Source organism: Butyrivibrio sp. AC2005 (assembly GCF_000424145.1).
Classification (GTDB): domain Bacteria; phylum Bacillota; class Clostridia; order Lachnospirales; family Lachnospiraceae; genus Butyrivibrio.
In genome coordinates, this window is the sequence record NZ_AUJI01000009.1 from 201,508 (window position 1) to 218,309 (window position 16,802).

At 42.8% G+C, this 16,802-nt stretch carries 13 protein-coding genes; 11 read left to right on the forward strand and 2 right to left on the reverse strand.

Annotated elements, in window-relative coordinates:
- Positions 1 to 90 precede the first annotated feature (90 nt).
- A complete protein-coding gene (locus G602_RS0100795; protein WP_044930711.1) occupies positions 91 to 1,689 on the reverse strand; it encodes a glycoside hydrolase family 9 protein in 1,599 nt (532 codons plus the stop codon).
- Between the two features lie 336 nt (positions 1,690 to 2,025).
- On the reverse strand, positions 2,026 to 2,880 hold the full coding sequence (locus tag G602_RS0100800; RefSeq protein WP_026657186.1) for a LysR family transcriptional regulator: 855 nt from the start codon (positions 2,878 to 2,880) through the stop codon (positions 2,026 to 2,028).
- Between the two features lie 139 nt (positions 2,881 to 3,019).
- Here G602_RS0100800 and G602_RS0100805 point away from each other — a divergent pair, with 139 nt between their 5' ends.
- The 11 genes from G602_RS0100805 (at position 3,020) to buk (ending at position 16,750) form a co-directional block, all read left to right on the forward strand.
- Positions 3,020 to 4,384 (forward strand): MATE family efflux transporter, encoded by a 1,365-nt coding sequence (locus G602_RS0100805; RefSeq protein WP_026657187.1) that lies wholly within the window; start codon positions 3,020 to 3,022, stop codon positions 4,382 to 4,384.
- Positions 4,385 to 4,471: 87 nt separating this feature from the next.
- The gene (locus G602_RS0100810; protein ID WP_026657188.1) at positions 4,472 to 4,759 is read left to right on the forward strand and encodes a hypothetical protein; all 288 of its coding nucleotides are present in this window, start codon (positions 4,472 to 4,474) and stop codon (positions 4,757 to 4,759) included.
- 139 nt (positions 4,760 to 4,898) lie between these two features.
- Positions 4,899 to 6,179 (forward strand): O-acetylhomoserine aminocarboxypropyltransferase/cysteine synthase family protein, encoded by a 1,281-nt coding sequence (locus G602_RS0100815; RefSeq protein ID WP_026657189.1) that lies wholly within the window; start codon positions 4,899 to 4,901, stop codon positions 6,177 to 6,179.
- Between the two features lie 159 nt (positions 6,180 to 6,338).
- The gene (locus G602_RS0100820) at positions 6,339 to 7,943 is read left to right on the forward strand and encodes a PilZ domain-containing protein (RefSeq protein ID WP_026657190.1); all 1,605 of its coding nucleotides are present in this window, start codon (positions 6,339 to 6,341) and stop codon (positions 7,941 to 7,943) included.
- Between the two features lie 31 nt (positions 7,944 to 7,974).
- Entirely contained in the window at positions 7,975 to 10,746 is a 2,772-nt protein-coding gene (locus G602_RS0100825) for a hypothetical protein (protein ID WP_026657192.1), read from the forward strand.
- Positions 10,747 to 10,925: 179 nt separating this feature from the next.
- Positions 10,926 to 12,281 carry a type I glutamate--ammonia ligase gene (gene glnA / locus G602_RS0100830; RefSeq protein WP_026657193.1) on the forward strand — a complete coding sequence of 452 codons (1,356 nt, stop codon included), beginning with the start codon at positions 10,926 to 10,928 and terminating at the stop codon, positions 12,279 to 12,281.
- A 374-nt stretch (positions 12,282 to 12,655) separates the two neighbouring features.
- A complete protein-coding gene (locus G602_RS0100835) occupies positions 12,656 to 13,207 on the forward strand; it encodes an ANTAR domain-containing response regulator (protein ID WP_026657194.1) in 552 nt (183 codons plus the stop codon).
- A gap of 58 nt (positions 13,208 to 13,265) precedes the next feature.
- Entirely contained in the window at positions 13,266 to 13,775 is a 510-nt protein-coding gene (locus G602_RS0100840) for an acyl-CoA thioesterase (RefSeq protein ID WP_044930713.1), read from the forward strand.
- A gap of 110 nt (positions 13,776 to 13,885) precedes the next feature.
- The gene (locus G602_RS24700) at positions 13,886 to 14,545 is read left to right on the forward strand and encodes an HD-GYP domain-containing protein (RefSeq protein WP_049944988.1); all 660 of its coding nucleotides are present in this window, start codon (positions 13,886 to 13,888) and stop codon (positions 14,543 to 14,545) included.
- 196 nt (positions 14,546 to 14,741) lie between these two features.
- The gene (ptb, locus tag G602_RS0100850) at positions 14,742 to 15,659 is read left to right on the forward strand and encodes a phosphate butyryltransferase (RefSeq protein ID WP_026657196.1); all 918 of its coding nucleotides are present in this window, start codon (positions 14,742 to 14,744) and stop codon (positions 15,657 to 15,659) included.
- A 23-nt stretch (positions 15,660 to 15,682) separates the two neighbouring features.
- On the forward strand, positions 15,683 to 16,750 hold the full coding sequence (gene buk, locus G602_RS0100855) for a butyrate kinase (protein WP_026657197.1): 1,068 nt from the start codon (positions 15,683 to 15,685) through the stop codon (positions 16,748 to 16,750).
- Positions 16,751 to 16,802: the final 52 nt, after the last annotated feature.

Sequence of the window (16,802 nt, forward strand, 5' to 3'; positions counted from 1 at the left end):
AATGCAGATACCGGATTTGATCGATATCTGCATTTTTAATAGCTCTATCTTCTTTTATATGTTAGCGGAAAACCGTGTTTTAATTTACAATTATTTGGAATATTCCTTGAAATAACCAAGTGCAAAAACAAGCGGTGAATTCCAGTAAATAGTTATCTCATTGGTGGAGTAGGAACGCATATCATCGGCATATCTCTTCATGGCAGGCTTATCTGACATGTTATCAGGGTTTGCTGCTTCATCGCAGGGTCTGAAATTGGGACCACCGGATACGAATCCTGGAATGGGTTCATCTATACCGTCTGCTTCAGTAGGACGTAGATGAGGATGCTTAAAGGCTCTCTCTCCAATGCCTGTGACATAGCTTAAATCCATGGCGTTTCTTCCAAAGATATAATCAAGCTGATATTGCGCGGTATCAAGATAGGATTTATCCTGTGTGAGCTTGTGAGCCACGCATAAAATCATGGCATTCATAAGTACAACCATGTTGCTGCCCCAGGTAAATTCCGCAGGTCTTAGTGTGAAGTTAAATGCATTACTCTCTGCAATACCCTTTAGTCTGTCAGCTTCGTCCAGCCACTTAAGAGTCATTCTGCGATAGAGATCCTCTCCGAATAATTCAGCACCGCCGTTTATCACAGCAAGAGTTCCGAATCCTCCCACATCAGCCCATCCGAGAGCATACAGGTTAATGCGAAGCTCCAATACACTGAGGATTATTCTTTTAGCATCTTCATTTTTATCAAGGCGATAAATTTCTGTTGCAGCCCAGAGTCTCTCATCTGTATCACACATATCCTCGTAGGTTCCTGTGGTTACTTCCGAAGGGTTTTCAAAGAGGAATGAGGGATTTTTTACAAGCCAGTTCCATGCCTTTCTTGCTGCATCCGCAAGAGTGTCCGCATAGGCTTCATCATATTTTCTGTAAATACGACTGGCAAGTGCCATAATTGCTGCAAAATCACCGGTAGCAAGACTTGATACGGGAGTGATAACCATATCAAGGTCATCCTCATCAGGCATGATAAACCCACAGAAATTCTGTGATGTACACTTGTGATGTACTCCGCCGTCCTCATCCTGCATATCAAGTATCCAGTCAAGTTCATATTTACATTCAGCAAGAATATCGGGCAGATTGCCACCGCTCTCGGGAATGTTGAGATCTAGCTGCAGAGCATCAGGGAACATCTCGTAGCCATATAGGATATGCCCAAGGGCAACAGCTCCGGCTGTCACATAGCGACCGTAGTCGCCGGCATCGTGCCATCCTCCCAACATTTTACGTCTTATGCTCTTGTCATGAAGCATGTATCCGCCGCCGCAGTGACAAGCCTTTCTTGCATATACTCCGGCATATTTTTCTTCAAGTGCCATGCCGCATCTCTGAAAATAAAACATCTTAATGGATGCAAACAATGCTTCGTCATAGTGATTATTGTCTATAACAAATTCTGCGCTCTTATTACCTTTTCCGTCAGTAAAATAATAAGAGCCGGTGGCTTTGATTTCTGAAAAATCGATAATGGCAGCATCTTCTCCGCTGTTATCATCATGCTTAAGCGTGCATTCACCACTTTTAACAATGCTTCCGGCATTTGCATGAAGGGTATAACTTGTATCTCCTGTTAAAGTCGCGTGTTTTGTAGCTTCCGGTGCAAAACCGGCCTGATTAAGATATATCATACAACCTCCTGTTTTCGTGGTGATACCACATGATTTATATATGATTTTTGTATAAGTTATATATTTTTATTAGTGAATAAAGAATCTACAATTAAACATTATAACGTATATATTCCTGTTTTTCCTCAGAAAAAGGAAATCTGTATTTAATTATTTATCTTCTTTATCCATTTACCACTTTTTAAACGAAGGACACATACTATACATTTAATGAACTGATCGATCCTTAACATGATGTAAACCCAGAAGCCCGGCCATTTGAGAACAAGAGTCTTATTTTTTTCTTAAATTACTATAATACTATAGATTTCAGCATTTCTTAGAAAAAACTGTAATTTATATCCCGTTTAGAAAGTCCTTTAGTACAACCTCTGTTCCTTTCTTAAATACAAACAGGATGGTAGTTTCAAGACTTTTGCTTGAAATAGGGCAAAGAGCGATGTCATTGGAAAATTTGCTTACCAGTGATTTTGGAAAAATAGCAACACCTTTTCCGTTTTGTACCCAAAGAAGAGAAGTTCTTGCATCATCACAGATGCTAAGAATATTGGGTTCAAGTCCTTCACTGCCAAAGGTTTCTGTAATGAGATTCTGATAACGGCGGTATATGGAAAGCGGAAAACCGGATAAAGACTTAAGGTTAATGGGCTTTCCGGGGATGATTTTGGACTTTTTCTCAATAAGAGTCTGTGGAATTGCTGCTACCATAGGCTCCTTTTTTATAGGTACCATATCGAGATCCCCCGATGCAAAAGGGGTCCTGAGAAAAGCGGCATCTATTACATTTTTGTCCAGAAGATGCTGGAGTTCGAAGGTGGAACCATCATATATCTGAAAATGCATATCAGGATATGTATCCGAAAAATCTGCAAGGATATCAGAAACTACAGGAATTGTAGAGGGAGTAAGGCCAATGGAAAATGTCCGGTGCATCCCGGCCTTGGCTACTTCTGTGACTGTGCTGCTTGTAAGCTCAAGGATCCGGCACACTCTCTGGTAGAAAATTGCACCTGCGTCCGTTAAGGTGACATGCCTGTTTCCTCTTATGAAAAGAGAAACTCCAAGCTCATCCTCAAGCTTTTTCATGGACATGGAGAGCGGAGGCTGGCTCATGTGCAGCAGCTTTGCAGCCTGATTTATATTGCCGCTGTCAACGACAGTTTTAAAATATTCCATTTGCTTTAAATCCATACCGTAACCTCTGGTATATATGAAATATATATTAAGTCTATAAAAATAGTATTTTACATATATGTTGCTTAAGTATAAGCTAAATCTGTATTTTCGGCAACTGACGGAAAAATATATTAGTAAGGATTTATAAGTGAAAATGAGACAGGTAGATTTTAAGAATGGCGGAACTCTGAAAAATATACTGGCGACGGCAATGCCCATGCTGGTGGCTCAGATTCTGAACCTTTTATACAACATAGTTGACAGAATATATATCGCACGTATTCCGGTTATCGGAACGGTGGCGCTGGGGGCAGTGGGACTTTGTTTTCCACTGGTTATCCTGATAACTGCTTTTACAAATATGTATGGAAGCGGAGGTGCACCGCTTTTTTCCATAGCCAGAGGCCGCGGCGATGAAAAGGAAGCAAGGGCCATACAGAATACTTCCTTTTTCCTGCTTATATCTACGGGTGTGGTTCTGATTATTATAGGTGAAATATTTGGGCAGCCAATACTGTCTCTGTTTGGGACTTCAAAAGAGTCCATGGTTTATGCACTCCCGTACCTGCGTATTTATCTGCTTGGGACACTCTTTTCAATGATTGCCACGGGAATGAATCCCTTTATTACTGCACAGGGATTTTCTCTTGTGGGAATGACCACGATTATTGTTGGGGCGGTTGCCAATATTGTTCTTGATCCCATTTTTATTTTCCTTTTTGGAATGGGGATTCAGGGTGCTGCTCTTGCAACGATTATTTCTCAGGCATTGTCGGCAGTATATGTTCTTAAATTTTTATTTGGGAAAAAGTGCGAATACAAATTACATCTGATGAATGCAGACGAGATACGGCACTGTGGGAAAAGAGCAAGAGGAATCATCGGTCTTGGGACAGCTGCTTTCATGATGCAGTTCACAAACGCTGCAGTGCAGATATCCTGCAATAACGTGCTTGCTGATGTAGGAGGCGATATCTACGTATCTATTATGACAATAGTCAATTCTGCAAGGCAGATGATGGAGACACCTATTCTGGCTATTTCAGAAGGCACATCTCCTATAATAAGCTTTAATTACGGAGCAAGGAAATACGATAAGATAAAGAAGGCAATAATTATCATGCTGGCGCTGGATCTTGCGTATTCATTATCGGTATGGCTCATTATCAGAATTTTCCCTGCTGCAATAATCGGAATATTCAGTAATGATACGACAATACTTGCTGATGCGATTCCTGCCTTTAACCTGTATTTTTCGACCTTTATATTTATGACCTTCCAGCACACCGGACAGGTCACCTTTAAGTCTCTGGGGAGAAAAGGACATGCGATTTTCTTCTCGTTATTCAGAAAGGTAGTTATAGTGGTTCCTCTTACCTACATGCTTCCATATCTGTTCAACATGGGAACTGACGGCGTGTTTGCAGCTGAACCCATAAGTAATGTAGTTGGAGGTATGGCCTGCTTCATAACGATGCTGTTTACTGTCAGGAAAATTATGAGAGAACATTCTAAATAACAGATGGAAAAGATGCAGTTATATGGTGCATAAAAACGTAGTTTATAATATAATTTTATAAAACTACACTTCGGGGAGGAAAAAGCAATGGGAATTACTGAGAAACTCGATGAATTATTAGATATGGCAAGAGAAAATGCGGAACTAAAAGAGCGTTTACTTGATACTCAAAAATCAGTGAATCCGGTTGCTGATTTCTGCGCTATAGCAAGCGAAAACGGTATATATATGTCCGTTATGGATATAGTTAACCAAGGCGAAGAATTCTATGCTGAGATTAAGCGCAGCACTAACGGGGGCGGTGAAAACTCACCCGATCTGGATTTTCAAAACGACGAATATTCCATATTTATGATGAGACTACGAGACCTATAAGCACATTCTATCGAAGGCAATAAGTTTTGTTTATTGTAAAACCTATTGACGCAGTATGTAAATAGTTATATAGTTTTTTCAACAACAAACGAACAGAAAAAACATATATAGAAAAAAGCGTAAGTAGGAGGAGAATATAATGAGCAATTACAGATTTGAGACATTACAGTTACACGTAGGACAGGAACAGCCGGATCCGGCAACAGATGCAAGAGCAGTTCCGATTTACCAGACAACTTCTTATGTATTCAGAAACAGCCAGCACGCAGCCGACAGATTCGGACTTGCTGATGCAGGTAACATATATGGAAGACTTACAAATTCCACTCAGGATGTTTTGGAAAAGAGAATAGCAGCTCTTGAAGGAGGAAGTGCAGCACTTGCAGTTGCATCAGGAGCAGCAGCTATCACTTATACAATTCAGGCACTGGCAGCAAACGGTGGGCACATAGTAGCACAGAAGACAATCTATGGTGGAAGCTACAATCTTCTGGCACATACACTTCCTCAGTATGGAGTTAAAACCACTTTTGTTGATGCACATAACCTTGCAGAGGTTGAAGGTGCTATCGAGGATAACACAAGAGCAATCTACCTTGAGACATTGGGTAACCCCAACAGTGACATCCCGGATATTGACGCGATTGCAGAGATAGCTCATAAACATGGTCTTCCGCTTGTTATTGATAATACCTTCGGAACACCTTATCTCATCAGACCTATCGAACATGGTGCAGACATCGTTGTTCATTCCGCAACCAAGTTTATCGGAGGACATGGAACAACTCTTGGCGGAATCATCGTTGAGTCAGGTAAGTTCAACTGGAAGGCAAGCGGAAAGTATCCGAACATTGCTGATCCCAATCCTAGCTATCATGGAGTATCCTTCTATGATGCGGTAGGTCCTGCAGCCTTTGTTACCTATATCAGGGCAATTCTTCTTAGAGATACCGGAGCTACAATATCTCCATTCAATGCTTTCCTCCTACTGCAGGGTGTGGAGACATTGTCTCTCCGTCTTGACAGACATGCGGAGAATACGAAGAAGGTTGTGGAGTTCCTTAAGAACCACCCTAAAGTCCAGAAGGTTAATCACCCTTCAATCGCTGATCATCCGGATCATGCACTTTATGAGAAGTACTTCCCCAACGGCGGCGCTTCAATCTTCACATTTGAGATAAAGGGCGGAAAAGACGCTGCGTGGAAGTTCATTGATAACCTTGAAATCTTTTCACTGCTTGCAAATGTTGCAGACGTAAAGAGCCTGGTTATTCACCCTGCTACAACAACCCACTCACAGTTAAGTGATGAGGAGCTTAAGGATCAGGGTATCACACAGAGTACCATCAGACTTTCAATCGGTACCGAGCATGTGGATGATATTATCGCTGATCTGGAAAAAGGTTTTGCGGCTATCTAAACAAAAAAACATTTGAAAGAAGCAGTCTTAATTCTCATATAGTTTTAAGGCTGCTTTTTCGTTGCGATTTTTTGTGTGCGTTTGCCCGTAGATGCGCGTTTTATAATTGCGAAGATATAGCCATTGTAATAAAATATTCATATGAAACTAAGTGACGTAATGAAAGATTCGAAAATTAAAATTCATGCATCCATCAACGGACATGGAATTCTGCTTATCACTAAGGCAGAGATAGGTGTTCGGGATGGTCTTCTTGTGGACTCTCTGACTTACTTTGATGAGGATTTGGTTTTCACTGAGCCTTCAAAGGTTGTGGCAGTCAATAAGCGTGACGGCAGGTCTTATGAATATGAGGCGAGCAGGATAGCTCCTGTCGAGACCAAGTATGGTAAGTTCCATCTCATAAGATGTACGGATGAAGGAAAGATAGTAAATCGCAGACAGGCTGAGAGATATGATATCGACAGACTTGGAGTTATCAGAATCGGTGACAGTAAGGATATCAGAAATGCTCTTGTCTATGATATTTCCATGAAGGGTATCGCATTCATTCTCGATACCGAAGCTTCTGTGAAAGTTGGGGATCACATTATAGCGTCATTTAGGTACGATCCTACCTATTTCCATTTTTATGCATGTGAAGCGACAGTAGTACGTGTATTTATGATGAACGGTCAGCCTGCAGTTGGTTGCACTCTTGATGCAATGGGAGCAGATCTGGTGACTCTTATAAGCAACAAGAAGAAGGAGAAGCTTGGCCTTAAGGTTGATGATATTCTGGCTATTGCAGAATCTCCGGATGAAAAGATTGCATCAGGTGATAAGATACCCGTTAATTACGTTCCGCAGCTTGCAGTTTCCAAGGATTATGAGAGTAAAAAGCATGAGGGTAAGTGGGAGCTTCCTGCATCTGAAAAGCCTGCGAAGAAAGAAGCCGCCAGGGCTTCAGCGCCGAAGAGTGGGACATCCGGGTCAAAATATGAGAAGATTGAAGAGGATCCCGAGCTTCAGCTTATGACACCTGATGAAGCTGCAGATCTTATTCCTGAGAGATCCGAAGCAGAAATTATGCGTGCAAGGGCAGAGCGCGTTGCCAATATAGATGATCTGTCGGAAATTGAGGACAGAACACCTCTCGTTGATGCAGATGATCTTGCAGAACTGGAATCAATAGAGGACAGAACACCGGTTAAGGCTAAGAAGCTAAGACCTCAGAAACCTGAGAATCCTTTGGAGGATCTTAAGAAGGAAAAAGGCGGCGCCAGCAAGACGTCGAAGCAGATGGTGGCAGACCTTGCATCACTGGAAGGAGCATCCTTCAGACCATCTGAAAAAACAAAGAAGAAGCTCGACTTCATCTCAAAGATAGTTGGGGATAAAAATGAGCTTAAGAATATGATTGATTCATCAAATGAGCCTGATTACAGAAGTGCAGCAGGTGTATCCGCTACAAGGACAGGGCATCAGGTCAGATTTGTTGATGCTTATAACAGTAGTATGAGCAGCAGGCCTGAGCCTAAGGAAGAAAAGCTAGCGTATCCGGGAAAGCCTTCACTCGATGAGAGAAGGATGACAAATGATGTTTCTTCTAAGGGAAGACGAACATCTGCAGGCGGTTTTCCGGATGATTTCGACGGATATTTTAATCAGAACGGCAATGCGGTAGATGAGGGCCTTTTTGCACCAAAGCATGACGATGGCTTTCTTACACCGGAGCAGATTGCGGATATAATTGAGCTGGAGAGGATTAGTAAGAACGAGTAATATATAACATTAAGTTGGGGGAGTTTGACTTATGGGGACAAGTCATAGAATCCATTTCGGATTTCTTTTTCATGTAAATCTTTATCATGCGAATCTCGGAGATACCAACGATGATAAGGGCTTCGGAAGAGACCTTACCCGTATACGGGAGATCCTTGATATTTTGTCAAAAGCGAATAACGACGGACAGCCTGTTAAGGCGGCATGGGATTTTGAGAATGATTACACACTTGGAAGAATCCTGCCGTCACTTGGTCCTGATGTTATTGAAGGAGTGAAGGCAAGACTTCGCGAAAGAGGAGATGAGCTTTTGCTCTCCGGCAGGCATGCTAACCTTTTCGCGGGAATGACCGGAAAAGAGCTTGCTTTGGCTCTTCATTATAAATCAAATGAGCTAGGGGAAACGTCCGGTACTCTTCGTACAGAAGGTGATATTTTTTCGCCATCCATGATAGGAAGGCTGCGTAAGTACGGTGTTAAAACCGTGCTTTTGGGAAACAGTAATGTTGGGCCAAATGCATTGTCTACAGTCTGCAGAGAGCTTAGAAAATCTTCTTATGAGACCTACAATCCCGCTACATATAGACATGGTAATAATTCAATAACGGTAGTTCCTTACTACACACCTGCTGATTGGATTGAAGCCGGTTCCATGACAAAGTTCCTCACAGGCCTTCATGAAAAGCAGGTTTCAGGTGAGATTGATGGAGACCTTTTCGTTCTTGCAGGTGCTGATATCAAAAGTCCCTGGTGGGAGCCTATGGAAATCAGAAGCCTTTTCAGAAAGGCAGCAGGCACAGAGGGACTGGCCGGATTTTTACGGGCGCTTCGTAAGCTTGACTTTGTTGCCTATAACACGCCAAGCGGATATTTGAGAGATCATGCTCCGGTAGCGGAAATTACCTTTGCAGGCGATGTGGCTGAGGGCAGAAGCAGTGATCTTTCAAGCTATAGTGAGCTTCCCTATGACAGACTTATCTGGACCAGAATTGAGAGAGCAAGACTGGGCAGCAGGATTTACAGTGCGGAGAGGATTTCGGACTCTCTGGCTGAGAGAGTAAAAATATTGTCTGCATCAGAGTTTGGACCTTTTTCACCTGCTCCGGCAAAGGAAAGATTCAGTGAGATAGACAGGCTCTCACGCAATATTCAGAAGATAGAAAGAAAAGCCATAAATGCTAAAGAGATGTCCATGAGAACCAGTGGACGTCAGAGACTTAACAACAGTGCCATTGGAAAGCATCTCTATTCAAGAAGAAAGGATGATGAGGAGAGAAATTCTTTCATTATCATGAATCCTTCGGGAAGAAAAACAGTATCCTTCCAGCTTGAAATCAACAATGGTCAGTGTCCAAAAATCAGTACACTTGTACTCGAGTGCGATGAGTGCCCGATAGATGCTTACACAGCAGTTGAGATGGGGAAAGAAAACGGGTACGTTAATTCTGTTTTTGTGGTAATGAAGTTTGCAGAGGCTCAGAGCACCTACAAGATTTATTATCACTTTGACAGATCTGATATTCCGAAGGAGCCCCATAAGCCGCTCATTGAACTGCGACCTGAGGATCATCCTGTTTTCCATGCGGAGGGTGCTATGAAAAGACTCCTTGAGGCGCAGGGAAAGCTTAAGGCAAAGCCGGAGCCGGTTAAGGAGCCAAAGAACCCTGCTGTTGCAGAGCGCATAGCAGCGATGAACAGTGCCAAGAGTGCCGGGAAGGCAGCAGCGCTTATTGCAGGAGTAGAGAGGGACAGTTATGTAATTACAAGCCCCGGACACAGACTTAAGATAGTAGTGGGCGGAACCGGAGCATCAAAGGGAAAAATCCGCGAAGTGTTCTATGGTGATGAGAGAATTGGTGATGATACGTTCCTTTCATCCTTTATAAAACACGGCGATGAAATTTCGGAATTCCACTGCGATGAGGTTGGTCCTGCTGAGCTTGCCGGTAAGGGAGATGGTGTAAAAATATCAGGCTCCATTTACGCAGCTGACGGATCCAAACCGGGAAAGTATACTATGCAGATTATAAAGACCTCTGCTCTCAAGGGGGTGGACGGGGTGCTTATACACATGGATGTTACTTATCCTGATATGCACAATGCGCCGGCAGCTTCATCATTAAAGGAGATTGCTCCCTTCCAGATTACACCGCTATACCGCGCAGGTGTATCTGTTGTCAGAAAGAGTTTTACAGGCGATGTGAGTGATTTTCCTGTTTCTGTTTTCGGAAAAGCGGTTAAGGGCAATGAGAACCTGGAATCCTTTAATCATCAGCTTACAGCGGGAATCGTAGGAACAAAGGGGGCTTTATCCGGAATCCTTCTGGGAATGCCAAGGACTGTTCTTGGAGGGCTTGCTGTATGTCCGGGTAGACTTATGACAGACGGAGAGGGACAGCATCTTAGCCTTAATCCATATGGTACCTACGGCCGCAAAAAGAGGGAGTACCCTTCAAAGAGTGCAGGGATCATGCAGAAGTATGCAGATGCAGCTATTAATGAAAAGCCTGTAAATCCTGCTACCGGTTACAATGGTGTTCGCGAGAGATTCTGCATGTGTATGACAGCTTTTGGAGGTGCAAGCCCCAGCGAACATATTCTGGCTGAATTGTCTGCTTTTTGTGACGGAGCAGTTATTTGCGGAGATGAGACAGGTGTGATTCATCCCTTTGAAGGCGACAATGTCAGACTTCCGGCTGAATTTAAGGAAATCGAGGTTAAAGCTGTTAAGAGAGCTGAGCCTGCTGAGCTTAAGGCAATTAAGGCAGAGCTTTCAAAATTCCTTAATCATCGTCGCAAATAGATGGTATTCATAAATAAAAATCAGTTGACGCGCAAGTGTGTTATTTGATATTGTAGACGAAAGGCAAAGGCGCCGTTTCATTTTAGAAGAAGTGCCTTTGCCTTTTTTCTTTTTTCAAAAGAAAACCTATTTAATTAGATTTTGGTGTCGCTTTTTTGTAGACACAGAAAAGAGGAGAAATGGGCAAGCTAACCAAAAAGGATATTTTTAGAATTGTAAAGGAAGAGGATGTCGCTTTTATCAGACTTCAGTTTTGCGATATTTTCGGAACACCAAAGAATATAGCAATAACTGCAGGCCAGCTTGAGAGTGCACTTAATAATGATTGCATGTTTGACGGCTCTGCAATAGAAGGATTCACCGGCCTTACCGGCGATAAGTTTGAAGAGCTGGAGAGCGATATGTATCTGTATCCTGATTTGGACAGCTTTCAGATATATCCCTGGAGACCGCAGAGCGGTAAGGTGGCAAGAATGTTCTGTGATGTTTACACATCTGACAGAAAGCCTTTTTCAGGGGATTCCAGAAATATTCTTAAAAAGGTTCTTGAGGAAGCAAAGAGCATGGGGCTTATTTTCAAGGCAGATCCCCAGCTTGAGTTTTTCCTGTTTGACCTTGATGATGAGGGACAGCCTACAACACAGACTCATGAAAATGCAGGATATTTTGACCTTGCTCCTGCAGATCAGGGTGAGAATGTTCGCCGAGATATCATCATGAACCTTGAGGAGTTGGATTTTAATATTACTTCATCTCATCACGAGATTTCTCCTGCGCAGCACGAGATAGAGTTTACAGAAGATGATGCAGCAAGAATGGCTGATATGATAATGACCTTCAAGATGGCAGTTAAGACAATCGCAAAGCGTCACGGACTCTATGCGACCTTTATGCCCAAGCCTAAGGAAGGTGTGAATGGCTCCGGTATGCATATAAATATCCTGTGTGAGGATGAGGAAGGCAGGGATGTTTTTGCAGGAAAAGACGGAAAGCTCTCTGAGATTGCCAATCATTTTATTGCGGGTGTCCTTGAGCATATATGCGGAATGACCCTTGTGACAAATCCGCTTGTTAATTCTTATAAGAGACTTGTACCCGGCTACGATGCACCTGTAAATGTCTCATGGTCATCTTCTTCCACAAACAGAAGTGCTCTTATCAGAATACCCACAATGGCAGGAAGAAATGCAAGAATAGAACTTAGAAATCCGGATGCAGCCTGCAATCCATATCTTGCACTGGCACTGATTCTTGCAGCTGGAATGGATGGTATTAAGAGAGAACTCACACCTCCTGCAGAGCTTAAGATCAATTTGAAAAACAAGACTGATGAGGAACTTAGAAAAACAAGATTTTCCACTCTTCCTGAAACTTTGGGAGAAGCAATCGAAAGCTATAAGAAGGATAAGTTTGTAAAGAGTGTACTTGGGGAAGCTGTTTTCAACAGATATCTTGATGCCAAGCGCAGCGAATGGAAGAATTTCCGAACCTGCGTAACCCAGTGGGAAATTAGGGAGTATCTGAACAAGCAGTAAAACTGAGCATTCAGGTAATACTGGAACAAGCAGTAAAACTGAGCATTCAGGTAATACTGGAACAAGCAGTAAAACTGAGCATTCAGGTAATACTGGAACAAGCAGTAAAACTGAGCATTCAGGTAATACTGGAACAAGCAGTAAAACTGAGCATTTAGGGAATACTGGAACAAGCAGTAAAACTGAGCATTCAGGGAATACTGGAACAAGCAGTAAAACTGAGCGTTCAGGGAATACTGGAACAAGCAGTTATAAACTCAGTAAGTAGGAATTGTCTAATAAGAAAGTTAGAGTCAATCATAATATAAAGCCTTCCCCCTGGGGGGGAAGGTGTCAGCGAAGCTGACGGATGAGGGGCTCGGGGAAGTGCCAGCTTGCAAAACATTATCGTTGCGTTCGCGAAGCAGACGGATGCGCAGAATTTCAAAAGCATATTGATGCGTGGCGGCTTTGAAATAGCCAGCATTTGCTCAACCGGTGCCCAGGTTCTCACTGCAATGGAGAACCTGGGTAGCGGCGTGGTCATTTGCGGCTCAAGACTGGGTGACATGCTGTGCACTGAGCTTGCGGGTGATATGCCAGAGTATTTCACCATGCTATTGGTTGCAAGCCCGGTAAAGGCTGATGAGCTTCCTCTCCACGATCATGAAAATATTGTGTATCTTCCTACTCCTCTTAAAAAGGATGATCTGTTTTCAACCCTTTCCATGATGGTTGAGGGTGTTCAGCTCAGACGTAAAAAGATTAAGGAAAAGCGCAGATTCAGAAGCATTGAGGATCAGAAAATAATAGACAGTGCCAAGGCTATTCTCATGGAACGTCACAATATGACTGAGCCCGAGGCACACAAATATCTTCAGAAATGCTCCATGGATTCCGGCACATCTCTTCTTGAAACCGCGGAGATGGTTTTATCTATTAAATAATCACGTGCCCCGTTTTCTGTGATATAATTAAATATATCTTCAGAAACGGAGGCTTGTTATGAACAACAGAGTTTTTCACGTAGATCACCAGATAGCAAGTAAAAATGTAGAGGATTCTGTCACTGAGTGGACAAGAGTCGTAAAATATGATGAGATCAACGGTTATGAGCGTCTCTTCGGTGGGGAGCTGATGAGCTGGATTGACCAGGTTGCCGGTACAGTTGCGTTAAGACATGCGGGAACCCCGGTTACTACTGCTGCAATTGATAACATGCAGTTCAAACAGGCTATTAAGCTCAATGATATTGTAGTGATTAAAGGACATATAACGCATGTCGGAACCACTTCCATGGAGGTTCGCGTTGATACTTATGTTGAAGATCTTAGAACAGGTATGAGACATGTTGTTAACAGAGCATATCTTACAGAAGTCTGTGTAGATGAGGAGGGTAAGCCCACAACCGTACCATATGGACTGAATGTCCGCACCGAGTCCGAGAGAGCAGAGTGGCAGGGCGCTGAAAAGAGAATAGAGCTTCGTGCCCAAAGGAGAAGAGAGGGATTTTAAGAAAATCTTAAGTTCACTTTTGGTACTAAAGAAGGTAAAATGGTTTCCTACATAAAATTATTTTATGTAGGAAATTTTTATCTAAACATAGAGGGAAAGTAGTAATAATAATGGAAGATTTTGAAGTGAAATATCATCAGTTAAAAAGACTTACAGACCAACTGATGCATGCTCTGGCAAGAGTTGCGGATGAAAACGGCAGATATACTAAGGAACATTCGGAGAGAGTTGCTCTTTATTCCATGGAAATCGCAAGGCGTCTTGGCAAGAGCCGTAAGGAGCAGTATGAGATATATGAAATGGGGCTGCTTCATGATATAGGCAAGATTGGGATTCCGGATTCAATAACAGCTAAACCGGAATGCCTCAAGGAAAAAGAATATAACCTTATGAAAAAGCATCCTATGATTGGTGCCAGAATTCTTCAGGATATCACAGAGATTCCGGGGCTTGCCGTAGGAGCAAGATGGCACCATGAGAGGTATGACGGAAGCGGATATCCCGATGGACTTGTTGGCAATGCCATACCTGAGGAGGCACGAATAATAGGGGTCGCAGATGCTTATGATGCAATGAGCTCCGAGAGGAATTATTCAGGTGTTATGAAGCAGAAAATGGTAAGAGATGAGATTGAACGAGGCAAGGGTACGCAGTTTGATCCGGAGATAGCGGATGTTCTTATTCAGATGATTGATGATGATAAGAATTACGTTATGAATTCAGAGATACCTACATATATAATAGAAGAGTATTTCACAAGACTGAAATAATAATGAAATTTTAATAGAAGTAATGAGTATTTAAGCTTTAGGTCTCATTGAAAAGCGTGGCACATCGTGGTAAACTTTTAACGATGTGCCATATTTATTTGAATAGAGCGTCAAGTGGGATTTTTAGGCTTGCCGCGAAATCTGGTTTATGTGGTACAGTTATTTTGAATTATTTAAATAATCAGGAGGAACACAAATGAGTAAGAGTTTCGACGATATTCTTGCAAAGTTAAAAACAGCCAGCACAAAGAAGCTTGCGGTTGCATGCGCACAGGACGAGCCTGTTCTTGAGGCGGTTAAGCTTGCTAAGGAGCGCGGCATTGCAGACGCTATCCTTGTAGGAGATAAGGAAGAGATTGAGAAGATTGCTGCAGGTATGGGCATGGATCTTTCACAGTTTGAGATCATTGATGTGAAGGATACAGTAGAGGCTGCAACAAAGGCAGTATCACTTGTTCACGATGGCAAGGCTGATATTTATATGAAGGGTCAGCTTGATTCCAAGACATTCCTTAAGTCCGTTCTTAATAAGGAGGTTGGACTTCGCACAGGTCGTCCTCTTTCTCATGTATGTGTGTTTGAGATTCCCGGCATTGATCGTCTTCTTTTCCTTACAGACGTTGCATTCATGCCTTATCCGACTCTTGAAGATAAAAAGGTTATCATTGAGTATACAGTAAACGTTGCGAGAGCATGTGGCGTTGAGTGCCCGAAGGTTGCTCCCCTTGCAGCTGTAGAAGTAGTAAATGACAAGATGCCCGTAACTGTTGAGGCAGCTGAGCTTACACGTCTCAATGAGGCAGGTGAGATCAAGAACTGTATCGTTGACGGACCTCTTTCAATGGATCTTGCTATTGATCCTTCTGCTGCTGAACACAAGGCAGGCGCTAAGGATCGTAAGATCGTAGGTGATGCAGATATCCTTCTTTTCCCTGATATTCATGCAGGTAACCTTACTTACAAGACAATCGTTCGTCTTGCAACAGTTAAAAACGGTAACATCTTAACAGGAACAAAGGCTCCCGTTATTCTTACATCGCGTTCAGATTCTGTTGAGGTTAAGCTCAACTCTATCGCACTTGCAGCAGTAGTTGCAGAAGAGAAAAATTTATAATATAAGGGGAAAAGGAGAAGACCATGATTAAAAGTTTAATTATCAATCCCGGTTCCACATCAACAAAGCTTGGTATCTTCGAGGACGAGACACTTAAGATGGATGAGACACTTCGTCATCCCACAGAAGAAATCTCCAAGTATGAGCACATCACAGATCAGCTTGGCTGGAGAAAGGAACTCATTCTCAACTTCCTTAAAGAGTCAGATGTAGATGTTAAGTCCTTCAATGTTATTGTAGGCCGTGGCGGACTTGTTAAGCCTATACCGGGCGGTACATATGAAGTTAACGATGCTCTTCTTAAGGATCTTAAGGCCGGTGTTCAGGGTGAGCACGCAAGTAACCTCGGCGGACTTCTTGCAAAGGAAATCGCTGATGAGATAGGTGTTCCTTCCTATATCGTAGATCCCGTTGTTGTTGACGAGCTCTGTGATGAGGCAAGAGTTTCAGGTCTTCCTGAGCTTCCCAGAGTATCAATTTTCCATGCACTTAATCAGAAGGCTGTTGCCAGAAGATATGCAAAGGAAATCGGCAAAAAGTACGAGGATATCAATCTTGTAGTAGTTCACCTTGGCGGTGGTGTTTCCGTAGGTGCCCACAAGAACGGACAGATCATCGATGTATTTAATGCACTTGATGGTGATGGTGCTATGTCACCTGAGCGTGCAGGTGGACTTCCTACAGGCGGTCTTATCAAGCTTTGCTTCTCAGGTAAGTACTCTGAGGCAGAGGTTAGAAAGATGGCAGTTGGTAAGGGCGGCTTCAATGCATGGCTTGGAACTAATGACATGAGAAATGTTATCAAGATGAGAGATGAGGGTAACGACACAGCTAAGCTCGTTATCGACGCATTCATCTTCCAGCTTGCTAAGAACATCGGATCAATGGCAGCAGTACTTGACGGTAAGGTTGACCAGATCATTATCACAGGTGGTATTGCTTACAATGCTCCTCTTATGGACAGACTTACCGAGAAGGTTAAGTTCATCGCACCTGTAACAGTATATCCCGGAGAGGATGAGCTCCTTGCTCTTGCTCAGGGTGCACTTCGTGTTATGAACGGCGAAGAGAAAGCAAAGATTTACGAATAAAACTCCTTGAATTATGAATAAAATGACCCTTCCGGGCGACGATATCATGTCT